The sequence below is a fragment of the Bacillus cereus group sp. N31 genome, from assembly GCF_016483245.1.
GTDB classification, from domain to species: Bacteria; Bacillota; Bacilli; order Bacillales; family Bacillaceae_G; genus Bacillus_A; species Bacillus_A toyonensis.
Genome location: NZ_JAEHCH010000033.1, coordinates 33,381 through 55,949 on the forward strand (window position 1 = coordinate 33,381; position 22,569 = coordinate 55,949).

Below are 22,569 nucleotides of genomic sequence, written 5' to 3' on the forward strand. Positions count from 1 at the left end.
GGTTGACTATTCACTATTGTTGTAACTATAATAGTTACAGCTAAGTAACTGAATTAATAGATTTGATGACATGAATTAGTTGTATTAGTGATGTATAAGCAATTATTAAACAATGAATGGAGTTGAAAATATAAGCCTACATTTAAGACGTTTGTATAAGAAAAGAAGTTAGGTAATATACATTTTTTTATAATCATATATAAATTAAAAGAGGTGCACATTTTGAAAATTTTTAAGGGAATTCTAGTTTCTTCAATTGCGTTAACAGCATTTAATGGGGTAGGTGGTATACTTCCAAGTGAAAAGTCAGAAGTTGCCTACGCAGCTACTTACAATTATTCAAATAAGCAATTGAATTCTACTGTACATAAGCAAGTTACTAAACAATTAATTTTGAAATTTAAAAATGAAGTAAATTTACCATATCAGGATGGGATAGAAAAATTTATTAAAGAAGAAAAACAAGACCCTGAATTAATTAAAATTTTAGCTGAATACCCAAATATAACTATAAATCGACTTTTTAGTTCTTTAAACCCTACAGAAATTAAAAATTTAGGTGAAGAAATAAAAGACTCTGATCATATTTCTTCTAATTTGCTAAATTATTATATTGTAGAAACCCAAGGTAATATCGATGTACAAGCATTACTTGTAAAATTTGAGAAATCATCTCTTGTTGAAACGGCATATCTACAGGAAGAAGAAGCACCACCAGAAGAGAGTTTACCAAATTTATCTGTTAATCCATATGATGAGCCTAGACTTACAAGGCAAGGTTACCTTGAACCAGCACCATTAGGAATCAATGCACCTTATGCCTGGAGTATAAAAGGTGGAGATGGAAAAGGAACCACTTTTGTAGATATGGAGTATGGCTGGTTATTTACTCATGAAGATTTAGTGAATCAGAAAATCGAATTGATATCAGGACAGAATAAGAGTGAACACCATGATCACGGTACTTCAGTCTTAGGGATTGTTTCGGCAGAAGATAATAACATAGGCGGAATTGGGATTGCACCAAAAGCTAAGGTGAAAGTTGTATCTCAGATTAGAGATAACGGTAGATATAATACAGCAGATGCTATATTAAGTGCAGTTAACAATATGCAAGCTGGAGATATCCTTTTATTAGAAGCCCAAGCAACATACGATGGATATGGAGATAAGAACTATCTTCCTGTAGAAGTAAAACCAGATATATTTGATGCAATACGTATAGGAGCAAATAAGGGAATTATTATCATTGAAGCAGGTGCAAACGGCGGAAATGATTTGGATCAATTTAGAGACCGTAATGGTAAACAAGTTTTAAATCGTAATAGTCCTGATTTTAAAGATTCAGGGGCAATTATGGTTGGGGCAGCTTCTGCAAGGGTCCCTCATAAACGTTCATATTTCTCTAATTACGGTAGTAGAGTGGATGTTTATGGGTGGGGAAATGCAGTAGACACAACAGATGCAAAACCAAGTGAATTTATGACAAATCTATATACATCTAGCTTTAGCGGAACGTCTAGTGCATCACCTATTATTGCTGGTGCTGCTGCATCAATTCAAGGGATCGCAAAAAATAATCAGGGGAAAGTATATACACCAAGCCAGCTAAGGGATATTTTAAGTGATTCTAGTACTGGAACGAAATCTAATGATCCAACTACCGATAAAATTGGTGTGTTACCTGACTTAAAAGCCATTTTATCTAAACTTGGTTTTTCACCAAACTTAAGTAATGATTCTTCCATTGTATTTCCTGAGGAACAAGAAATAAATAATGGAAATAAGGGAAATGAAGGATCTACTATTACATTCCCAAAAGAGGATTCAGCTAATAGTGAAGGGAAATCTAGCTTCATTTTCCCAGAATAATTGTAGAGATATCTTTTATTTAGTATGACAGACTTTTATAAAAATAGTTGTTAATAATACTAGTCAGATAGGCTCTTATGTGTAATAGCATAAGAGCCTATCTGTTATACTTTTAACTAAAAGAGAAAAATGCTTTAATCAATTTTTTTCAAAAGGCCTTTTATTTATTATCTTACAAAAACGTAATGTTAGTGTCACATAAATGAATTTTGCTATTAAGAAGATTAGGATATAATTTTTGTGAAAAGAGATGTGAGGTGAATAATATGAAACGAATTATGCTCATGTGTAGTGTTGTTGTTTTCTTTACAGTATTATTAACAGGTTGTAACTTAAACCGTCTCGGTACAGATACATATTATGTGCAAATTACCAAGGATGGTGAACAATTAAAAGAGAAAAATGTAAATGGGGATACAACTTACCAATATAAATTATCTGGATTTGATAAGGATGGTAAAGAGAAAGAAATGGAGTTTACAGCATTAAAAAATCTTCGTAAAGAAGCATTTTTACTTATATATTACTCGGAAGAAAAAGGTGTGAAATCTTGGGAAGAGATTAAGAAAGACGATCTCCCTACAAAAGTAAAAGAAAAATTAAAGGTGAATTAACATATAAAAGACGCCATTGTTAGAGAAATATATCCCTTATTTGTTTAGAGTTTCAAAAACAAAAAACTGACAGTTATTGTCAGTTTTTTCGCTTTTACAGAGATAAGTACGTAATTTTTAGGTGCTTTAAGTACTAATAAGGTTTAATTTTTTTTATTATTTTAGCCAAGAAGACTTCTTCCTCAAGGAACGCGAAGTGAGTAGATGGGAGATGTATTGGCTTCGAGCAAGGGCTGTCAGGAATCCCCCTCTTCTAAACGAGGTGAAAGTGGGGGGGGTTCAAGTATTTGTTGTAGCTTAATGGATTTCGTAATGGTTATGATATAATAAAACTCAAGTATAATAAGGGGGATTAATTAAATGATTTTTCAAAGCATGATAACAGCTATTATAGAAAAATTACAAGAGACGGTGAATCCCTATTGGATAATTGTGTTTGGATCAACGGCTGAGAACAGAGAACGGGAAGATAGTGATATTGATATAGCTTATTTAAGTGACACAACTTTAGGGAACTATGAACGTTTTTTATTAGCACAGGAGTTAGCTAACATTGTTCATAGAGATGTTGATTTAGTTGATTTATCCGAAGCTTCTACAGTTTTTCAAGCTCAGATTATACATACGGGAAAGACAATATTTTGTTCTGATGAAGAACGGAAAATTATTTTTGAAATGAAAACTTTAAAAATGTATTCAAAATTGAATGAGGAACGCAAGATAGTGTTCGATGATATAAAGAAAAGAGGTTCTATATATGAAGAATGAGGTTATTTTAAATAAAATTTCCACAATAGAGCGCTGTATAAAAAGAATCCAAGATGTATATGAAAATGACCCTGAAAATTTGGAGGATTACACAAAGCAAGATTCAATAATATTGAATATACAAAGAGCTTGTGAAGCGAGTATTGATTTAGCAATGCATATTGTTGCTGGGAAAAAATTAGGACTACCCCAATCTAGTCGAGAGGCTTTTGATTTATTGGTTACAGCAGGATTACTTAGCGCAGAGCTAGCAAATAAGTTAAAGGCGATGGTGGGATTTCGAAATATTGCTGTTCATGATTATCAAAGTGTAAATTTAGATATTGTTCGTCAAATTATTGAAAAACATTTAACGGATTTTAAACTATTTACGAAAGAAGTTATGGGGATATTGGAATTTTAAACGAAAGAACAGAATAATAGAGCTAAGAAAGTGAGCAATCCTGAGAGCCACGAATTAGCTATTGATAGTAATGTTAAGAAAACGCCATATACAATTTTATACCTTACAATTTCAAAACCAAAAAGCAATGAAACTTATATGTAGAATAAAAAAGGGACCTATTTAGTAGGTCTCCTTTTTTATCTCGGAAGATATTAAATAAAAACCAGTCTTCATTCTTCACAGATAAAAACACTAAAACAATATGACTTTAAAATATCAATAAAGTTCACTAAGGGTGGTTTTTGCTCATCCCCTCGAAAAGGGGAAATAAGAAAAAAGCAAGCTTCCCTTTTAAGAAGATTTGCTTTTTTCTAAGCTATATTCATATTCTTTGACTCTTCTACATTTGCTATGGTAAGCGCTTTAATAAATACAACGTATTTATTGATTAACAAAAATATAAAACCCTTTTTCCCATCGATCTTTGAGCCATTGCAATTCTTCTTTCATATTGGGAACGTATTCGTTTGTTCGTTCCATTAATTTATAGGTTTCCACTAGTTCCAAACATCGATTTGGACTAGTAAGAGAATGTATAAAGAGCATATCACGTTTTGTTACCGATCCAAAAGAGATCCCTTCACGGCTCACCGATAATAACTCTTGAATTTCCTCTTGATCCATATTTGTTTTCTTTAGGTAATTATTCATATCGATGAATGTAGTGTAGCTCCATTTCATATTGTCATAATCATTTTCTTGTAGGAGCATTTCACGATAGGATTCCATATCATGTATGAGGAAATTACGAATCGCGTCTATAGAAAATTGCATGTACCAAACTTCCTTTACTGTATAGGATATGTGTGAGTTTTGAGGTTCCTTTAAAAAAGTATTTTCCTAATATGTAGGGAAATACTTTTTTACTTTACCATATATTTAAGTTCTTAGCTGACTTTAAAACCTGGTAATTTTGAAGGGAGAATCTTCATCGCTTCTCCTGTTTTGGGATTACGACTGTTATGCTCTGCAAGTTCCTGGACTTCGGATGTCCTCAAAAACCAAGTAACTGTACTTTTTCTCCTTGTTATAAACATTTTGCGATTTGGTACAATCCTATTTGTATCGCTGAAAACGCATCTTTTGAGTTAAGTTTGTTTCTTGTTTAATGAGTTCGATTTTTTCATCCTTCATACCTATATATTCAACAAGATTTCAGTAATCAATATAACGTGTTTGCTATATATAAAACGAGTTTCTTGCATTAGCATATTTATACTAGAGAAAGTTATGCTGTCTCGAAAAAAATCAGAGAATGATTTATATCTGATGTACTGACAGGCGTGTTGTTTTTTGGGTATATCTTCAATGTTCTTAATATAGCTACTTTACTTGTTTTATTAATAATTTGTATTTTGAAATTCAAGGATGATATTAATGTATATTTGCGTAAGTGAATAGTTTTCTGTTGAGTTTATAATAGGTGAAAAAAACGATTAATAGTTGGGGTACGGAAAGGATTCGAATTTACATTCTTTCTCAATACATATTATGGATAAATAAAGTAAAATATGGGTTGGAGTTATGTCTCATGTTGTGTTAATCCTAACAATAACTAAGGGTACATAATATGCTTTCATACCTTTGAATAATTTTGTTATAGAAGGGATGGAGATTTAAATGGCTTAAATTGTTGGTATTAATAGATACCTTTGTACTGGGGCTTTAATCTATATGCGTGAGGGCCTTTCCTTAAGTCTTGTCAGGAAGTAAGGAACAGTAAGCAAACACTTATACAATATGAATAGAGGAGAGGAATGCCTTATGAAAATACGTAGTCAAATTACATGTGCAAGTCTGGCCCTTTTAATAGCTGGAAGTTCCCTGTTATATACAACACCAACCTCAATTGTAAAAGCAGAACCCACTCAAAATGTATCTAGTTCGTTACAAACAAATACTCAACGAGATCATACTTCCGTCAAGCAAGCAATGCGGGATACATTGCAACTTGGATACCCGGGGATACTTGCTAAAACTTCTGAGGGTGGAAAAACGTGGGGGTATGCCGCTGGAATAGCGGATCTGAGAACCAAGAAACCAATGAAAACAGATTTTCGCTTTCGCATTGGGAGTGTGACGAAGACGTTCACCGCAACAGTTGTACTTCAATTAGTTGGAGAGAATCGCCTGAAGCTAGACGACTACATCGAAAAATGGTTACCTGGTGTCATTCAAGGAAATGGATATGATGGTAACAAGATTACTATCCGGCACATATTGAACCATACAAGTGGTATCGCTGAATACTCAAGGTCAAAAGACGCTGATTTTACGGATACAAAAAAATCATATACGGCTGAAGAGTTAGTGAAGATGGGGGTTTCTCTGCCTCCAGACTTTGCTCCAGGAAAGGGCTGGTCTTATTCAAACACAGGATACGTATTACTGGGTATCCTTATTGAAAAAGTAACTGGAAACAGCTATGCGGAAGAGGTTGAAAATCGAATTATTGAACCTCTTGAATTGTCGAATACATTCCTACCAGGCAACTCAAGTGTTATTCCAGGCACTAACCATGCCCGTGGATATGTCCAACCAGACGGAGCAAGTGAGCTAAAAGACGTTACTTATTATAACCCAAGTGCAGGTAGCTCTGCTGGAGATATGATTTCTACTGCTGACGACTTAAACAAATTCTTCTCTTACTTGCTCGGTGGCAAATTACTGAAAGAACAGCAACTAAAACAAATGCTTACTACAGTTCCTACAGGAAAAGAAGGAATCGATGGATATGGTCTTGGAATCTATGAAACTAAGCTTCCAAGCGGTGTCTCGATATGGGGACACTCAGGCGGCATTCTAGGGTTTACAACTCTAGTTGGAGGTAAACTTGGAGGCAAGCATACGTTGGTCGTCAATTGGAATAGTTTGGGTAGAACTGGCAGTCCTAATCCTTTTAAAAATATTTTACTTGCTGAATTTAGCAAGTAGGAAAAAGGAAAAAATTAACATAGTTTTCATAGTTGAAAATATACTTTTCTGGTTCAAAAGCCCCAACTTATTTTCAAGAAAAATTTGGGGCTTTTTTTGTTTTGGTGGCGTTTATTTTTCTTAAGCTGATGGATATGGAGTATCTGCCCTAAGTTAAATAAATTTTGACTTAAAAACAAGTGATTTTAACAACGTTAGGAGTGTTTCATGCAGCACAATGTCATTTGTGTTGTATTGGAAGAAGAAAAATTACATTAGAAAAGAGCCAGAATTCATCCTGTTAAGGGTAAATTGACTCTTAATATTTAAAAGGATGGAAAAAAGAAACACAGAAATAAAAAACCTCTGTGTTTCTTTTTGATTAATATATTTACTGAACTTTCCGGTACAGATGCTCCTTCTACCCTATTATAAAAGCGATTTTGAACGTAAGTAATTTGTAAGAAATGGGTAAGAAAAAAGAAATTTTCATTGTGTATGATAAAAATATAAAGAGGCGTGAAAGGCGGAACAGATATGACTTATATATGAAAAACAGACCAGTAACAAGAGTGTTTCAAGGAAAAGAAGTAATTTCTGTGGTTAACATATATGTGGAAAAAGAGGGATTTACCCAGGACAGAATGGCGTTTGTAAAAATAATAATTATGAAAATGATTACGAATTCAATGTTGACTTTTTTTCATTGGTGGAGATGGTAGCTGTGTGGTTAATACGAAATAGCAAGAAACCACCTATACAATATGAATAGAGGAGAGAAATGCCTTATGAAAACACGTAGTCAAATTACATGTGCAAGTCTTGCCCTTTTAATAGCTGGAAGTTCCCTGTTATACACAACGCCAACCTTAATTGTAAAAGCAGAACCTACTCAAAGTGTATCTAGTTCGGTACAAACAAGTACTCAACGAGATCGTAATTCTGTCAAGCAAGCAGTGCGGGATACATTACAACTTGGATTCCCGGGGATACTTGCTAAAACTTCTGAGGGTGGAAAAACATGGAGTTATGCGGCTGGGGTAGCGAATCTGAGCAGCAAGAAACCCATGAAAACAGATTTTCGCTTTCGCATTGGTAGCGTGACGAAGACGTTCACGGCAACAGTTGTACTTCAATTAGCCGAAGAGAACCGCTTGAATCTAGACGACTCTATTGAAAAATGGTTGCCTGGTGTCATTCAAGGAAACGGGTATGATGATAAACAGATTACTATCCGGCAATTATTGAACCACACAAGTGGTATCGCTGAATACACAAGGTCAAAAAGTTTTGATCTTATGGATACTAAAAAATCGTATAGGGCTGAAGAATTAGTAAAGATGGGGATTTCGATGCCCCCAGATTTTGCTCCAGGAAAGAGCTGGTCTTATTCAAATACAGGATACGTATTACTTGGGATCCTTATTGAAACAGTAACCGGGAACAGCTATGCGGAAGAGATTGAAAATCGGATTATTGAACCGCTTGAATTATCGAATACATTCTTACCTGGCAATTCAAGCGTGATTCCAGGAACCAAGCATGCACGTGGATATATCCAACTAGACGGAGCAAGTGAGCCAAAAGATGTTACTTATTATAACCCAAGTATGGGGAGCTCGGCTGGAGATATGATTTCTACTGCTGATGATTTAAACAAATTCTTCTCTTACTTACTTGGGGGTAAATTACTAAAAGAACAGCAACTAAAACAGATGCTTACTACAGTTCCAACAGGAGAAGCTGCACTTGGCAGATATGGTCTTGGAATCTATGAAACTAAGCTTCCAAACGGTGTCTCAATATGGGGACACGGAGGTAGCATTCCAGGGTTTGTTACTTTTGCTGGAGGCACACTTGGAGGCAAGCATACATTAGCTGTCAATTTGAACAGCCTGAATGCTGAGAGTCCTGATCCTTTTAAAAATATTTTACTTGCTGAATTTAGCAAGTAGGCCAAAAGGAAGAACGGATAAATTTTATCATATTTTCATAGTTAAACAAATAAATGATGAAATTGATCACTTATCTAAGGAGGCAATTCCCTCATGAAAAATAAACTAACTGGTGTATTAGCCGCTACATTAGCGCTAACTATGATTCTACCAACAGGGGCGAAAGCATTTTCTGACGGTAAGACTACAGTTGTATCTAACGCAGAAGTAGCTAGCCAAGAACTGAAGAAGATTGCAGCAGAAAAGGCTGCGCTACTCACGAAGTCCCATGGGACGACTAGCGTGCAGTATGCGCTAATTGATAATGGCAAGCTTACTTTGTCGGGGCAGGCTGGAAAGAACGATATGGAAGGGGAACAGCCGCTAACCAAAGAAACTCTATACGGGATTGGTTCAGTCAGTAAAATGTATGCAACAGCGGCTGTAATGAAATTGGTCGACGAAGGAAAAGTCGATTTGGATGCTCCTGTGGTCAACTATGTTCCTGATTTTAAGATGAAAGATGGGCGGTACAAACGCATTACCCCGCGTATGTTGTTGAATCACTCCTCCGGCTTGCAAGGTTCCACGTTAAGTAATGCATTTTTATTTAACGATAATGATACCTATTCCCATGATTTCTTGTTGCAGCAATTGTCCAACCAGAGCCTGAAAGCAGAACCTGGCGCGTTCTCGGTATACTGCAACGATGGCTTTACGCTGGCCGAAATTTTAGTGGAAAGAGTCAGCGGTATGAGCTTTACCGAATTTCTACATCAACGGTTTACAGAACTCTTAAAGATGAATCATACAAAAACGCCACAGGACAAATGGAGAGACGAAAAGCGGGCTGGACTTTATTTTCCGGCGTACCAAGGGCAGCTTCCAATTGAATCGGTGAATGTGATTGGTACGGGAGGGGTCTCTTCCACAGCAGAAGATATGGTACGATTCTCACAATTATTTATGGGACAGGGAAAAGGGATCCTCTCTGATAAGGTAGTCAAGGCGATGGAGCAAGAGGAATATAAAAAAGGAATGTGGCCGGGGGATGGAGATAATATTTTTAACTATGGTCTTGGCTGGGATAGTGTGAAACTATACCCATTCAGTGAATATGGGATAAAAGCCTTGGCTAAGGGCGGAGACACGGCACTGCAACATGCTATACTGGTCGTGCTTCCAGAACAGAAAATGGCAGCGGCTGTGTTGTCATCCGGTGGACGAAGCTCTACAAATCAACTGCTGGCAACAGAATTGCTGCTCGCCGTGCTTAAAGAGAAGGGTACAATTAAGAACATCAAGCCGAACAAATCTTTTGGCAAGCCGGTCAAGGTCAAGATGCCTCAAGAAGTGGCAAAGAAAGCGGGCTTTTATGGCAATAGCGAGACTCATTTCAAAATTGAAATTACGAAGAATGGAGAACTGTTCTTACCATCTAATCGAGAAGAAAAATATGTATATACTGCGGATGGAAGCTTTATTAATGAGAAGGGTACTTCTAAGCTCAACTTTGTCACCGAGAAGAATGGAAGAACTTATTTGAAGGAGAGCACATATAAATCGACACCAGAATTAGGGCAAAGTGCAATGACTCACTATTTAGCCGAGAAACTAGAAGACAATGTGCTATCAAAGAAAACCGCTGCCGCATGGGCGAAGCGGGAAGGTGTCAAGTTCTATCTCGTGAATGAGAAATTTAGTTCTATTGAATATCTCGTACAACCGAAACTTATTACCACACAAATTACTCGTAAGGAAGGCCTGGCGGGCTATTGGGAGGGCAGAAAAATTACAGGTCCGAACACCGCGACGCATCAGCTCCAGATCCCCGTGATGAATGGCCGTGATACGACGGAAACGCATTTCTATACAGAAGGCGGCAATGAATATATGGAAATGGCCGGGTTGTTATACGTAAGTGGAACCAACGTAAAACCACTTGATGCTAGTCAATCAACCAAAGTTACGCTGCAAGCAAATGGGCATGCGAAATGGTTTACGATCCCGCAAGCGGCAGCAGGAAAAATGATGACCGTGACATTGCCATCGAAGGGTGCGTTCGCGGTGTATGATGAGAATGGAGTATGTGTCAACTTTACCATCGTGAGCGGCAATAACAAAGTAAAACTGCCGAAGAATGGAACGGTTGTAATTGCTGGGGCACCGAACTCAGAATTTGCAATTACGTTGAACTAGCTACAATTCTAGATGGACTTCAACAAAACCAGTACGACATAGGAACGGTGTTTTGCTGGTTTTGTTTGTATTTACGTATTATCTTTAAGAAGAGAATTTCAACGAATAATATCATGCTCAAACTCTGCAAAAACAGCTATCATACTAATTTAGGGCAATCATCATTTGCTCCATTAATCTTCTTGATGTAAATACGTTCGCAGCCGGTATTATGATGTACAAGCCCTATACGATACAGGAATTATTGGAGGTGTTTCAGCTACTAAGTTTACGCCATATGGCACACTCACACGTCAACAGGCTGCACTTATGTTAGAACGAACTCTAGAATATCTAGGTGTAGAAAAAGAGTCAAATATAGAGTCCTACCACATCGCTATCAAGCTAAAATTTTATAGTACCCCCAGAACGAAATTTTGTACTAAATTGTAACAAAATTTCGTTCTGGGGGTATTTGCATTTCTTAGCTTGATGGAGATGTGACGCTACCCTTATAAAGGTATAGTTTTCGTACTTTCATATACAATCATGTCACTTAAGTAATGTGAGCGTCGCTGCTATTACATTGTCGACAAATGAACGTTGGGGGCGAGATTTCATTATAACCGTTAGACCGATTAACGCTACAATCAGTGCCTGTGACAAAGACTTTGCATCTGTGTTGACTTCCAGCTCACCTGATTGGATTCCTCGTTCGATGGTCTCCTGAAAAATGACGGCGAGGTACATTTGATGTTCTCTGGTCAAAATTTCAAATCTCTCATCATGAGGTGCTAGTTCAACCATTGTATTGATACAAAAACAACCTTTACTAAGATCCTCTGCGTATTCTTCATTGACGACATCGGCAAAGAAAATAGAAAATGACTCTTTTACAGAGGAGTGACTTTGAAGCCTATTTCTTATATCAGAGGCCCGAGACATTGTATATCTACGAAGTGCGGCTTCAAACAATTCTTTCTTATCTCCAAAGGTCGAATAAATACTAGGGCGTTGAATGCCCATTCTAGAAGTAAGATCACTTAATGAGGTAGCCTCATATCCCTTCTCCCAAAATAACTGCATTGCTGCATCTAAAACTTGATCCTCATCAAATTCACGGGTTCTTGCCATTAAGAATTCTCCTTCTCAAACTTTGATTTTATTAATTGTTTTAGGATAGGCGTGTAGGTAAATACAATTGTTCTTTTATTACCAAACAGTATGTAATTATTATATAATTAGCCATTCTTTATGTCAAATCAAGCTGCATTCATTTAATGCAACATAAACTTTAGTTCAAAAATCGTTGACATCATGAATAAGACTAAGTTATATTTACCAGTAATCATATTGTACCGAACGGTATGTTATGGTTAAGAATCTAATGTGATTGGAGGTTAAGGTATGTTCAAAACAGAGACAAATATAGATGATGATCCACTCTACACTAAGATAAGTCATAAATCTTCCATAACAAAACCTAATTTGAATCAACAGCCATCCATGTCTCACGCTTTGGCATTATTGTTTGCGGCTGCCTGTGGAATGTCTGTTGCCAATATTTACTTTGCACAGCCGTTGCTTGATCAACTATCTAATGAGTTTGGTATTAACCATTCCATTATTGGTGTTGTTATTACCGTTACACAAATTTTTTATGGAGTGGGCTTACTGCTACTAGTACCGCTTGGAGATTTGCTAAACCAGCGACGTCTAATTGTCGGTCAAATGCTATTATCTACAACAGCTCTGGTTATAGTTGGTACTGCTTCCTCCAGCATGGTACTTTTCGCAGGTATGGCTTTGGTGGGGCTGCTTGCAGTTGTGACACAGACTCTCGTGGCGTTTGCAGCGCCCATCGCTTCCCCAACAGAAAGGGGACGTGTCGTTGGCATTGTAACAAGTGGGATAGTTATTGGCATACTTCTCGCACGTACTTTTGCTGGTATATTAACAGATGTTGCGGGATGGCGTTCTGTATATCTATTTTCTGCTGCGCTCATGCTCTTGATGGTTTTTATGTTTATAAAGATGTTGCCCAATGTTGAGCGCGAGGTAAAATCGCTATCCTACCCTCAGTTGATTAGATCGGTGCTTACTTTATTTATTCAAGAACGAACGTTACGCGTTCGCTCCGTTCTAGCCATGCTGATTTTTGCTGATTTCAGCATTTTGTGGACTTCACTAGTACTGCCACTTAGTACACCGCCAATTGCTCTATCTCATAGTGCAATTGGCGCATTCGGTCTTGTAGGTGTGGCTGGAGCCTTAGCTGCGGCACGGGCAGGGAAATTGGCCGATCAAGGTTACGGACAACGAACGACAGGCATTGCTTTAGCTCTATTATTGATTTCATGGTTGTTCATCAGCTATATGGAGCAGTCATTAATCGCATTAGTGATAGGGATAGTTCTACTTGATTTGGCCGTACAAGCAATACATGTCACGAATCAAACCATGATTCTTCCATTGCATACAGAAGCACGGAGTCGACTTACTGCTGGATATATGGTGTTTTATTCTATCGGCAGTGCTGGTGGTTCAATTGCTTCGACTCAAATATACGCACACTTTGGCTGGGGAGGGGTTTCCTTACTCGGAGCCTCTGTCAGTGCTTTCGCTCTTCTTTTTTGGGCTATGACCAGACGAGTTAAGATTTTATGAAATAAACGTGTGTTATCCAATATGAGAAACATGTTACTACCATAAAGGAAATGATTAATTTTTTTGACTTACAATCTAATTGGACTAGGAGAGATAACAAATGGAAATAGGTATTACGTCTTTTGTAGAAACGAAACCAGATGTTCATAGTGGTGAAGTGATAAGTCACGCACAGCGGTTGCGTGAAGTTGTTGAAGAAATCGTTCTTGCTGATCAAGTAGGACTTGATGTGTTTGGTGTTGGTGAGCACCATAGGAAGGATTATGCAGCATCCTCTCCAGCGATGGTTCTATCAGCGGCGGCACCACAAACGAAAAAGATACGGCTTGCGAGTGCAGTAACCGTGCTTTCTTCAGCTGATCCTGTACGTGTTTTTCAGGATTTCTCTACACTGGATGGCATTTCAAATGGACGTGCAGAGATTATGGCGGGTCGTGGTTCCTTTATCGAATCTTTTCCACTGTTTGGCTATGAATTGAAGGACTATGATGAACTGTTTGAAGAACATTTGGACCTACTGCTCAAAATACGTCAGTCCGAAAAAGTGACTTGGGAAGGCGGGCATCGACCAGCAATCAATAATTTAGGTGTGTATCCAAGACCTGTTCAAAATCCTTTACCGATATGGGTTGGTAGCGGTGGGAATCAGGAATCTGCTATCCGTGCCGGTTTTCTGGGATTACCACTTATGCTGGCGATTATTGGTGGTAGCCCAATGCACTTTGCACGAATTGTACAGCTATATAAGAAAGCGGCGGCTCACGCTGGTCATGATGTATCAAAACTTCAGGTGGGATCTCATTCGATTGGATTTGTTGGAGAGAATACGGAATTGGCAGCAGATACATTTTTCCCTTCCACTCAGGCAGGCATGAATAAACTTGGTAAAGAGCGGGGGTGGCCTTATTATGATCGTTCCAGCTTTGATGCTGCACGAAGTTTTGAAGGGGCGTTGTATGTTGGTGATCCAGATACAGTCGCCGAAAAAATCATCCATCTTCGTAAGCATGTAGGGATTACACGCTTTATGATGTATGTACCATTAAGTACCATGCCACATGATCAAGTCATGCGTGCCATAGAATTGCTTGGAACAGAAGTTGCCCCTCGTGTAAGAGAGGAAATTGCCAAATGGGAAGCTGAAGGAGAACAGGAGACACATCTATTCCGTTAATTATTCCATAAGGATTGCATCAAGTTTCATTATTTAATTGGAGGAATTGAAATGAAAATTGACAGTCGAGTATTACCAGAATTAAAACAGGCTTTCTCACAATTTCCAGGCTTTCAATTAGAGGAGGATTTAGAGGCGAGTCGAAGTCTCTTGTCGAATCCACATTTGGAAAAATCAGAGCTTGTACATATGACCAAGCGAATGATTCCTGGCGCAGCCGGCGAGATGTTAGTTAAAATTTACGAACCCGTTGAGAAAAATCTTGATAAACTTCCAGCTATGCTGTGGATTCACGGTGGTGGATACGTAATGGGCCACCCTGATATGGACGATGTTTTGTGTGAACGCTTTGTTCAGACTGCTGAATGCGTTGTTGTGTCTGTCGATTATCGACTTGCGCCCGAGCATCCTTATCCAGCGGCTATTGAAGATTGCTATGCAGGCTTGGTTTGGATGACAAATGAGGCAGAATCGCTTGGTATTGATGTGAATCGTGTTGCAATCGCCGGTGCAAGTGGAGGCGGTGGACTAACAGCAGCACTTGCGTTAATGGCTCGTGATAAAGGAGGTTCATCTATTGTTTTTCAGATGCCGCTGTATCCAATGCTTGATAGCCGCAACATAACACCATCAAGCTACGAGATTATAGAAGACAACGCAACATGGAATAGAGCAAACAATTTGACGGCTTGGGGTATGTACTTGGGCAAGGAGAACGATACTAACGAACCATCTCCCTATGCCGTACCTTCGAGAGCAGACAACTTAGCAGGGCTACCGCCAACTTATACATGTGTTGGTCAACTCGATTTATTCCGAGATGAAACCATTGAATATGTAACACGACTTGCACAAGCAGGAGTAGACGTTGAATATCATCTATACCCTGGCTGCTTCCATTGCTTTGAAGTACTTGTGCCTGAAGCCGAAGTGAGTCAGCGTGCCAGTCAGAATTATTTTGATGCGATGGCCCTGGCGCTTCATCCATAATTTATTTATCACCAATGATTATCAATAATTGAAATGCTAATGATTATAATAAAAAAGAACCTTCAATAGGTTCTTTTTTATAGTTGGTAAATATGTTATCAACAATAGATGGTAATAAAAATAGAAATTCAGACACTTTTTAATAATGGGCTAAGTTTTCTTAGGAAGAAATCTATTTCTCATGACTGATCGCTAGATATAATAGGATATATCATTTATTAATTTGGGTGGGTGATTTAGCTTTTTGAGTTTACCACACTTAAATTTAAATTTTGTTTAGGGACAAAATGTTAAAGTTTTACATTCTGAATTAACAGAAAATTAAGGTGGTAAAAATCCTATTAAATCTTTTATCAGGTAACTCATATTTCTTTGGCCTTATTTTCATGGTATTACCGAACGTTTATATGTCTCTAAGGGAAAGAAATACTTTAAGTTTTATTACCATCTAATGTTTGATTAAGATGGTAACATGAAAATAAAACGTTTACAACCAGAAAATAAAGAAAAAATATAAAAATTCGACTTTATTCGACATTACTACTATGAGAGAAAGAATCTAAAATAAGTAAATCTTATATTTAGAGGGGGTATTTATCTTATAAATAACGGTTAAAACGTTTGCAAATGTTTCACGAGTAATTAAAAACGTCTAATATAAAAATTATATTGTGACAATTTTAAACGAACATACTTTATAATTCATACTTAGATTATTGAACTATCCCCACTTTCACTTCATTTAGAAGAGGGGGATTCCTAAGTAAAGAGTTCTATCGAACTCTAATTTATTAGGCTATCTCCGCGGTCCTTGCGGTTAGAAGCCTTATCGCTTTATTCTTTAGATTAATACTTGCGTTAATATCCCTATCATGGTGAGTACGACAAGAAGGGCAGTCCCATTTACGCAGGTTTAGATTTTTAACGTCTTTGTTTTGATATCCACAATTTTAATGGGCTTATAAAGGGAATATACAAGGAATATACAAGGAAAAGGAAGGTGTAATCCTTCCTTTTCTTATCCAGTATGTCCATGTGAATATTTGATAATATTTACCGTACTTTGAGTACCTGTTGAAGAACTCGATCCAAAAGTTACTGTGACAACAATTAAGATACCAAGTAAGCTAACCGCTAATTTTCTCATTTTAATGCTCCTTTTTTAAACTTTTTTTCACTGGCTTTGCTAGCTTCATAAAAGTAATAGCTTGCTTTTACATGATTATTTTCTTTATAAAATTGGGTTGCTAATTTTTCAGTATATTCATTTATATACTCATATAGTTCTTCGCGTTCAAAATAAGAAATTCCTTCTAAAATGGCTTTTTCTACATCACTTGCACAACTATTAAGGTTCATTTTTTCTAAAATATTAAAGTGATGTATATAACCTTCAATACATAACTGAGTGGAAAGTTGTAGTCCCTTTTCAATTAGCTCTTGAGCTAATTGGTTTTCTCCTAATTTATAATGTTCTCTTGCCTCAATAAATAAAGCTTTATAATCACTTGGTAGTTTTTGATTAACTTCAGATAAATATCGTAATGCTAACTCAGAAAGGTTTTGTGTAGCATACATAAATCCTAGATTGTGACGGACAATTAAAATATTGTATTCTAAATTTTCTTTTTGGAATGCATCCATCGCTGAAATATAATGTTCTTCGGCTAATTCCCACTCTCTTAAATGAGTACATGCCAGCCCGTATAAGTTATTGCAAAAAGCAACTTTTAATTCATATCCCATGTGTTTTGAAAAGATATCTTTAGCTTTCATAACATGATTAATACATAAGATCGATTTATGTGTATGACAGTAGAAAACAGCCAATTCATAATGGAATTCAGCGTATTCAATTTCGTCAGGTATTGTTGATAATAAACTTTCAGCTTTATCAAAATGTATTCTTGCAAGACTATGATTACCCGTAACATTCGAATGTATTGCTTTAAAGAAGTGATAATAGTATGAAAGGAAGTCATCTGTAGGAGTCTCGTAAGCATCACATTGTTTAAAACTATCTTTAGAAATACTTAAACTATCAACTAGATATTGGTGTCTAAAATCAAGAAGTGAGTAGTATAATAGTATGGTTTGATTTTCTTCTATATCTTGGATTTTATTTTCAATTTCTTGTTTCAGTAATTGAGCGGCATCTACATGTCTGGCTCTAATTTCCTGATACCATTCATTTAATAAATGATTTATTTGTTCGTGTCCCTTTAATTGAACATTCATTGTTCAGTCTCATCCTCTCCATAGATACTATATAGCAATTAGTATCATAGCAGAGTTTTCCTCTATTAAAACCTATCAAACAGCATTTTTCAATATAAGACGGAATATTCTATTAATTAAATTCGGTTTAATTTTGGTTTAAATAGTATTTATTATTGTTATTTTTGTAAAAATAATCTCTTATTTAGGCTACAAAGCAGATAAGAAATATTTTCTCAACAGGATAAAAGGTATTCATCTATAAGTACTATGTATAAGGATAATAGGAAAATAGAAATAAATAATAAAGGGGAATGTGAAATGATAGCATTAAAAAATGATTGGGATATAAAAGAAATTTCGGAAGAGAATGTAGATTTGTTAAAGGTTATGGCTCATCCAGTAAGATTACAAATTGTAAATGAATTAATGCATCATAAAAAATACAATGTTACACAGTTAACGGAAATAATAAGGCTCCCTCAATCTACTGTTTCACAGCATTTATCAAAATTGAGAAGAACTGTACCCCATACAGAAAGAAAAGGATTAGAAGTATATTATTATATTGGAAATGCTAAAGCTCGTCGGATTGTAGAAATTTTAGGTTTGTAGGTTAAGAACATGCAAAAAAAGTTCCTTTTATAAAGTAAGGAACTTTTTTATTTATATATAATAATTTCATTTTGTAAGAATTACTGTGTAGATAAGAAAATATTGCTCATATAATTTCTGTACATTTCAAAGCAGTGTAATTAAATAAGGTCTACGTATTTATTTTCAATAGAACTTATCAAAAGCCCCTGAAAAGTAGGGGCTGGTTGTATAGATAAAGGTACATTTATTATAGGAATATATGTAAAATTAATTAATCATTAGTTTATTATTTCTGAATTAGTTGTAAAGCTTTCATCTGTTCTAAAAGAATTAAATTGTTTTGTTCAATCATCTTTGCTACTGCTTCAAAGTATGCTTGATTCTCAAGAACCTCAATCCGTTTCTCTTTAGGAAGTGATTGAAGTATTTCTTTCATTTCTTTACACTCGTATATGCTATTCTCTGAGTCGTCTATTAATTTATTGCGACGATTTGTGTATTCAAGTGCACCTAACGTCGCTAATGCGCGGGTATCTAGTCCTAGGATTTCCATGCATACATCTCCTTTCCTCTATAATAATTCGATAGGGAAAAGGAGATTCCTTTAGTGATTTGGTAGAGTTTTTATATTGCAATGCTTATAGGTGATTTTCCAACTGTTATTACTGTATTTACGGTATAGTCAACGGAGTTAAGAATTGTAACTGTATATTGTTCCGGCTGAGCAATATAGATGAATTGCCCATCAGGTGTAAATGTAGCGTCTGCTGGATTGTTGATGGAAATCGTTCCTGTGGATAGTTGTTGTGCTGTATCAAAAATAGTGATTTCATTGGTTGTTTTGTTTCCTAGCAATGCTACGGGTTGATTAGGTGAAAGAGAAAGGGTTCCATTTAAGATAAATGTATTTTCATCTTGTGGCGTGACTGTTAAACTCTTAAGTTTAAACCCACTAAAATTAAAGCAGCAATTAGAATCAGTTGTGTAAAAAACAATCTCATTAATGGAGAATTTGTGCCATTTAGAAAAAGCTGCTGGTCCTTGTCCATATTGATTTTGAACAGGAGAAATAGTACGCCATATATACGAACACTATGTACTGGACAGGAAGCATCTGGTGAATTGGTTTGTAGTAGGCAAGGGTTCGGTGTTTGCATTGTACATGGTTCAAATGTACATTTGAATCGCTCTGTATTCCATGTAACGGCAACGGTGTAATTCGTATCATTAATTATATATCCTTCAGGAGCTGTAATTAAAACCTCAAAATCTACATGTTGATTGCACGTGCCTTGGCAAGGTAACATGGGCTTTACTTCCTTTATCAAAAATTATGTGTTTTTTCATGGGGTCTATAAAGTTGATTACATACTGTAATAAAAAAATATTTTTAGAACCTATGCCTTTTAAAGAGATAATCATGTTTGAAAGGCCTGTCTTCTTTGATACAACATACAATTAGGTGGCAATGCTCTATATTATGATTCTTATTTCCTAATGCGTGTCCATATTGTGGTTATCTTAATCGTTAGAAGGTATAATCCAATAATGGTAAAACATATTGAAGTAAGTAGAAGGTTAATCTCGATACGTTAAGTTTAATGATAGGGCACGCGATAAAGTGCTATTAAATTCGAGGAAGCCAAAGTATAAAAGGGGCATTTATTGCAGCTCGAATATCTATTACTGATTTATTGCATATAAAAAGTAGCTGCACAAAAGTGCAGCTATTTTTTTCTTAAAAACATTATTATGCAAATAGCATACTTAACGTAAACTTGCGCTTAATGGTACTTGTGAATAAACTGTGAAATTGCTACCATAAGTACCGTGTCTAGAGAATGAAGAAGAAATTGAACTGTTCCAATTTTTATAGGTAGATCCAGACATATCTGCTCTTAGTAGCACGTTTGAAAAGCTAGATTGGCTAAAAGAATTACGTCCAGTATCTTCCACACCCTGAACCATTTTTACTGGTTCATATTGAGAAAATGTACCATATACAGGCTGATTTGCGTATCTAGGGCTTCCATTTACATACATAGTAACTGTACCATTTCCGTTATTAACTAATTTAAGATTTACTCGATCACCATCTTTAATTGATGTATCATACTGTGTATTCCAATACTTACTGTTTTGACCGGATTCATTATATCCTGAATTAAGAAATACTTTATATCCACTTGGTGTTTTTGAAATACCACCTTCAACTTTAGATGCTCCAATACCTAAATACCAATTTACATATCCATCCTTAACAACAACTGACTTTGGTAGATTTATATCAGCTGAAATCCCGGTATAGTTACTATTTGTAACACTTTTTACAGCACCTTCTGTAGCTGCAAAGCTTGTAGTTGAAAACATTGATAGAGAAATTAGAAGTGAACCAAATAGATACATCATTTTTTTCTTACTTTTCTTTAATACTTGATTCATTTTAGGTCCCCCTTACTTTTTATTGTTAAATTGCATTGAAAGTTGGCCAACTAACTATGACTTACAAAGCAAAGATACATCAGGATTCATTGGATGTATATATTTTCCTGTTATAAGTCATTGAAATGTCAAATATATTAGGTGTTTCATATTTATCAATATAGATGGAGTTGACAGATTAAAGTGGTATGTCTATTTAAATTCACGAAGCTTTTGTTAAAAATACCATTAAGGCCTATAAATGTGTTGGATATAAGATGTACTACGATTTATTTGCGAGAGATAAATATGGAATGAATACAAAGAGGACTTTTCAAAGGATGTATCTGAAATTTTTAGAAATAGAATGACGATAAATGAAATAAATAAACAGTTTTTGTTAAGGAGTTTATTGGTTCGTAGGTGGAAGGAAATATTTGATTTAAAAGGCGTGGATTTCCTATATGAAAAGAAGAAAGGGGGTCCAGCCATGGAAAATACAAGATCTAAGTTAAGTAATGCAGCTATTGAAGGGGATATAGAAGCATTAGAAGAAGAAAATGAACGTTTACGTATGGAAATTGATTATTTAAAAAAGTTAAAGGCCTTAGTTCAAAAAGAGAAGAAATTATATAACAAGAGTAAGCGTAATGTATCTTAAAGAATACGAAGTATGGAACATTATAAGATGGAATCAGATAACTATTTAGATTATTATAATCACAAAAAAATTAAAGTGAAGTTAAAAGAAATGAGTCCAGTACAATACCGGACTCACATTCAAATGGCACTTAAGTTTGTGTTTAACTTTTTGGTTCCAGTTTATAATATTCGGTCGGTTGTTTGCTACGTTTAGCGATTGTTAGTTTTTAACTCATCTCATATTGCGTTTAGTTTAAGTATTGCGAGTAAAAGAATAGGAATAGAAAAATTAACGTTTTGCTAAATAATCTGTTAAAGAAACTTAAAGGAATAACAAGTTCTCCTATTGTAAGGCTTTTGAGTTTATCCTTATTCGGTCTTTTTATTAATTCTTTAAATGTTTGGAAGTTTATTCTATTAATGAAAGACCAACTTGGCACAGCTTTTGTATCTGAACCTATTCTGAAAATGATATGAATACTATGTGCATGAAAACCGCTTATAATTAAAATAAGCAAAAATCCTATGATAATAAACCAAGTCATTTTCCAATACCTCCTTACAGTATTTAATATTAAGATATTAAAACTGCTGAGAAAGTGTGCTATTGTCCATAAAAAATATTGAAAAATTGTTGAGGAAACGTTGAGAATGTTGCAATGCTATTGATCGTTGAGGAGATATTTATGCTTTTTCATTTGATATTTATAGAAAAATAAAATAAAAAAGAGAACAGTTGCGTGGACTGTTCTCTTAAGGAGCGGAAGTGCTGAACATTTTCAATGACAATGATTCAAACATTCCGTTAATAGTATGTGCATATGTTTGAAGTTCATACAAGAAGGTAGCTAAAAAATAGCTACCTTGCCTCAGGGAAAATTCAAGAAAATCAGAGATTCATTATGGATACAGATTGGCTGTTACCAATCTATTTGTATTATTGGAAAGGATTCCGCAAGTTATTCATAAGTTAAAATCTCACTTCATTATAGGTTCAGTGGCTGGCAAAGTAAAAAGAGCACTTTTGTAAAGTGCTCTTTTTAACATGTGTATTAGGATTTGGTCTGGCCCCATTTGGTGAGACAAAGAAAAAACACCTAGATAACATGTTTCCTATAAGCTATAGGTGACATATTA

At 35.7% G+C, this 22,569-nt stretch carries 20 protein-coding genes and 3 pseudogenes; 14 read left to right on the plus strand and 9 right to left on the minus strand.

The window, feature by feature from the left end:
* Positions 1–222 precede the first annotated feature (222 nt).
* The 4 genes from JDS81_RS26730 (at position 223) to hepT (ending at position 3,657) form a co-directional block, all read left to right on the plus strand.
* Positions 223–1,872 carry a S8 family peptidase gene (locus JDS81_RS26730; protein WP_097953840.1) on the plus strand — a complete coding sequence of 550 codons (1,650 nt, stop codon included), beginning with the start codon at positions 223–225 and terminating at the stop codon, positions 1,870–1,872.
* A gap of 266 nt (positions 1,873–2,138) precedes the next feature.
* The gene (locus tag JDS81_RS26735) at positions 2,139–2,486 is read left to right on the plus strand and encodes a YxeA family protein (RefSeq protein WP_000822235.1); all 348 of its coding nucleotides are present in this window, start codon (positions 2,139–2,141) and stop codon (positions 2,484–2,486) included.
* Positions 2,487–2,846: 360 nt separating this feature from the next.
* Positions 2,847–3,254: a type VII toxin-antitoxin system MntA family adenylyltransferase antitoxin gene (gene mntA, locus JDS81_RS26740; RefSeq protein WP_000577221.1), complete on the plus strand. Its 408-nt coding sequence runs from the start codon at positions 2,847–2,849 to the stop codon at positions 3,252–3,254.
* On the plus strand, positions 3,244–3,657 hold the full coding sequence (gene hepT / locus JDS81_RS26745; protein ID WP_097953839.1) for a type VII toxin-antitoxin system HepT family RNase toxin: 414 nt from the start codon (positions 3,244–3,246) through the stop codon (positions 3,655–3,657). The genes mntA and hepT overlap by 11 nt, the downstream gene beginning before the upstream one ends.
* 423 nt (positions 3,658–4,080) lie before the next feature.
* Here hepT and JDS81_RS26750 read toward each other — a convergent pair whose 3' ends face one another.
* On the minus strand, positions 4,081–4,473 hold the full coding sequence (locus tag JDS81_RS26750) for a hypothetical protein (RefSeq protein WP_097953838.1): 393 nt from the start codon (positions 4,471–4,473) through the stop codon (positions 4,081–4,083).
* A gap of 113 nt (positions 4,474–4,586) precedes the next feature.
* Entirely contained in the window at positions 4,587–4,736 is a 150-nt protein-coding gene (locus JDS81_RS26755; protein ID WP_142316329.1) for an HU family DNA-binding protein, read from the minus strand.
* 727 nt (positions 4,737–5,463) lie between these two features.
* On the opposite strand from JDS81_RS26755, the gene JDS81_RS26760 reads away from it, so the two are divergent.
* The 4 genes and pseudogenes from JDS81_RS26760 to JDS81_RS31140 form a co-directional block, all read left to right on the plus strand.
* Complete coding sequence (locus JDS81_RS26760) at positions 5,464–6,633, plus strand: serine hydrolase domain-containing protein (RefSeq protein ID WP_097953837.1); 1,170 nt, start codon at positions 5,464–5,466, stop codon at positions 6,631–6,633.
* A gap of 767 nt (positions 6,634–7,400) precedes the next feature.
* Positions 7,401–8,567, plus strand: coding sequence for a serine hydrolase domain-containing protein (locus tag JDS81_RS26765; RefSeq protein ID WP_097953836.1), 1,167 nt, complete (start codon positions 7,401–7,403; stop codon positions 8,565–8,567).
* A gap of 93 nt (positions 8,568–8,660) precedes the next feature.
* Positions 8,661–10,745, plus strand: coding sequence for a serine hydrolase domain-containing protein (locus JDS81_RS26770; protein ID WP_097953835.1), 2,085 nt, complete (start codon positions 8,661–8,663; stop codon positions 10,743–10,745).
* 222 nt (positions 10,746–10,967) lie between these two features.
* A pseudogene (locus JDS81_RS31140) lies at positions 10,968–11,177 on the plus strand (S-layer homology domain-containing protein); the annotation flags it as partial.
* 99 nt (positions 11,178–11,276) lie between these two features.
* Here JDS81_RS31140 and JDS81_RS26780 read toward each other — a convergent pair.
* Positions 11,277–11,858 carry a TetR/AcrR family transcriptional regulator gene (locus JDS81_RS26780; RefSeq protein ID WP_087968765.1) on the minus strand — a complete coding sequence of 194 codons (582 nt, stop codon included), beginning with the start codon at positions 11,856–11,858 and terminating at the stop codon, positions 11,277–11,279.
* 273 nt (positions 11,859–12,131) lie between these two features.
* Here JDS81_RS26780 and JDS81_RS26785 point away from each other — a divergent pair, with 273 nt between their 5' ends.
* From JDS81_RS26785 to JDS81_RS26795, 3 genes are all read left to right on the plus strand, one after another.
* Positions 12,132–13,391 (plus strand): MFS transporter, encoded by a 1,260-nt coding sequence (locus JDS81_RS26785; protein ID WP_097953834.1) that lies wholly within the window; start codon positions 12,132–12,134, stop codon positions 13,389–13,391.
* 100 nt (positions 13,392–13,491) lie between these two features.
* Positions 13,492–14,565: an LLM class flavin-dependent oxidoreductase gene (locus JDS81_RS26790; protein ID WP_097953833.1), complete on the plus strand. Its 1,074-nt coding sequence runs from the start codon at positions 13,492–13,494 to the stop codon at positions 14,563–14,565.
* A 51-nt stretch (positions 14,566–14,616) separates the two neighbouring features.
* The gene (locus JDS81_RS26795) at positions 14,617–15,555 is read left to right on the plus strand and encodes an alpha/beta hydrolase (protein WP_097953832.1); all 939 of its coding nucleotides are present in this window, start codon (positions 14,617–14,619) and stop codon (positions 15,553–15,555) included.
* Between the two features lie 791 nt (positions 15,556–16,346).
* Here the strand turns inward: JDS81_RS26795 and JDS81_RS26800 are convergent.
* Positions 16,347–16,502, minus strand: a pseudogene (locus JDS81_RS26800) (zinc ribbon domain-containing protein); the annotation flags it as partial.
* Between the two features lie 196 nt (positions 16,503–16,698).
* Entirely contained in the window at positions 16,699–17,793 is a 1,095-nt protein-coding gene (locus JDS81_RS26805) for a Rap family tetratricopeptide repeat protein (protein ID WP_097953831.1), read from the minus strand.
* 300 nt (positions 17,794–18,093) lie between these two features.
* Between JDS81_RS26805 and JDS81_RS26810 the strand changes: the two genes are divergently transcribed.
* Complete coding sequence (locus tag JDS81_RS26810; RefSeq protein WP_097953830.1) at positions 18,094–18,387, plus strand: ArsR/SmtB family transcription factor; 294 nt, start codon at positions 18,094–18,096, stop codon at positions 18,385–18,387.
* Positions 18,388–18,655: 268 nt separating this feature from the next.
* Here the strand turns inward: JDS81_RS26810 and JDS81_RS26815 are convergent, their stop codons facing one another.
* From JDS81_RS26815 to JDS81_RS26825, 3 genes are all read right to left on the minus strand, one after another.
* Complete coding sequence (locus JDS81_RS26815) at positions 18,656–18,922, minus strand: hypothetical protein (protein ID WP_000404246.1); 267 nt, start codon at positions 18,920–18,922, stop codon at positions 18,656–18,658.
* Between the two features lie 376 nt (positions 18,923–19,298).
* Entirely contained in the window at positions 19,299–19,676 is a 378-nt protein-coding gene (locus JDS81_RS30615) for a hypothetical protein (protein ID WP_242481407.1), read from the minus strand.
* 460 nt (positions 19,677–20,136) lie between these two features.
* Positions 20,137–20,811 carry a hypothetical protein gene (locus JDS81_RS26825; RefSeq protein WP_097953829.1) on the minus strand — a complete coding sequence of 225 codons (675 nt, stop codon included), beginning with the start codon at positions 20,809–20,811 and terminating at the stop codon, positions 20,137–20,139.
* 469 nt (positions 20,812–21,280) lie between these two features.
* On the opposite strand from JDS81_RS26825, the gene JDS81_RS26830 reads away from it, so the two are divergent.
* Both JDS81_RS26830 and JDS81_RS31145 read left to right on the plus strand, forming a co-directional pair.
* On the plus strand, positions 21,281–21,451 hold the full coding sequence (locus tag JDS81_RS26830; RefSeq protein WP_179864506.1) for a hypothetical protein: 171 nt from the start codon (positions 21,281–21,283) through the stop codon (positions 21,449–21,451).
* Positions 21,444–21,568 (plus strand): annotated as a pseudogene (locus tag JDS81_RS31145) (IS3 family transposase); the annotation flags it as partial. The gene JDS81_RS26830 and the pseudogene JDS81_RS31145, both read left to right, overlap by 8 nt.
* Before the next feature lie 112 nt (positions 21,569–21,680).
* Here the strand turns inward: JDS81_RS31145 and JDS81_RS26840 are convergent.
* Positions 21,681–21,977 (minus strand): hypothetical protein, encoded by a 297-nt coding sequence (locus tag JDS81_RS26840; RefSeq protein WP_097953827.1) that lies wholly within the window; start codon positions 21,975–21,977, stop codon positions 21,681–21,683.
* Between the last annotated feature and the right edge of the window lie 592 nt (positions 21,978–22,569).

What these genes read in the sequence shown, in the direction of transcription:
- JDS81_RS26735 (WP_000822235.1), top strand. Translation starts at nt 2,139, where the DNA reads ATGAAACGAATTATGCTCATGTGTAGTGTTGTTGTTTTCTTTACAGTA.
- mntA (WP_000577221.1), top strand. Translation starts at nt 2,847, where the DNA reads ATGATTTTTCAAAGCATGATAACAGCTATTATAGAAAAATTACAAGAG.
- hepT (WP_097953839.1), top strand. Translation starts at nt 3,244, where the DNA reads ATGAAGAATGAGGTTATTTTAAATAAAATTTCCACAATAGAGCGCTGT.
- JDS81_RS26750 (WP_097953838.1), bottom strand. Translation starts at nt 4,473, where the DNA reads ATGCAATTTTCTATAGACGCGATTCGTAATTTCCTCATACATGATATG.
- JDS81_RS26755 (WP_142316329.1), bottom strand. Translation starts at nt 4,736, where the DNA reads ATGTTTATAACAAGGAGAAAAAGTACAGTTACTTGGTTTTTGAGGACA.
- JDS81_RS26760 (WP_097953837.1), top strand. Translation starts at nt 5,464, where the DNA reads ATGAAAATACGTAGTCAAATTACATGTGCAAGTCTGGCCCTTTTAATA.
- JDS81_RS26765 (WP_097953836.1), top strand. Translation starts at nt 7,401, where the DNA reads ATGAAAACACGTAGTCAAATTACATGTGCAAGTCTTGCCCTTTTAATA.
- JDS81_RS26770 (WP_097953835.1), top strand. Translation starts at nt 8,661, where the DNA reads ATGAAAAATAAACTAACTGGTGTATTAGCCGCTACATTAGCGCTAACT.
- JDS81_RS26780 (WP_087968765.1), bottom strand. Translation starts at nt 11,858, where the DNA reads ATGGCAAGAACCCGTGAATTTGATGAGGATCAAGTTTTAGATGCAGCA.
- JDS81_RS26785 (WP_097953834.1), top strand. Translation starts at nt 12,132, where the DNA reads ATGTTCAAAACAGAGACAAATATAGATGATGATCCACTCTACACTAAG.
- JDS81_RS26790 (WP_097953833.1), top strand. Translation starts at nt 13,492, where the DNA reads ATGGAAATAGGTATTACGTCTTTTGTAGAAACGAAACCAGATGTTCAT.
- JDS81_RS26795 (WP_097953832.1), top strand. Translation starts at nt 14,617, where the DNA reads ATGAAAATTGACAGTCGAGTATTACCAGAATTAAAACAGGCTTTCTCA.
- JDS81_RS26805 (WP_097953831.1), bottom strand. Translation starts at nt 17,793, where the DNA reads ATGAATGTTCAATTAAAGGGACACGAACAAATAAATCATTTATTAAAT.
- JDS81_RS26810 (WP_097953830.1), top strand. Translation starts at nt 18,094, where the DNA reads ATGATAGCATTAAAAAATGATTGGGATATAAAAGAAATTTCGGAAGAG.
- JDS81_RS26815 (WP_000404246.1), bottom strand. Translation starts at nt 18,922, where the DNA reads ATGGAAATCCTAGGACTAGATACCCGCGCATTAGCGACGTTAGGTGCA.
- JDS81_RS30615 (WP_242481407.1), bottom strand. Translation starts at nt 19,676, where the DNA reads ATGTTACCTTGCCAAGGCACGTGCAATCAACATGTAGATTTTGAGGTT.
- JDS81_RS26825 (WP_097953829.1), bottom strand. Translation starts at nt 20,811, where the DNA reads ATGAATCAAGTATTAAAGAAAAGTAAGAAAAAAATGATGTATCTATTT.
- JDS81_RS26830 (WP_179864506.1), top strand. Translation starts at nt 21,281, where the DNA reads ATGGAAAATACAAGATCTAAGTTAAGTAATGCAGCTATTGAAGGGGAT.
- JDS81_RS26840 (WP_097953827.1), bottom strand. Translation starts at nt 21,977, where the DNA reads ATGACTTGGTTTATTATCATAGGATTTTTGCTTATTTTAATTATAAGC.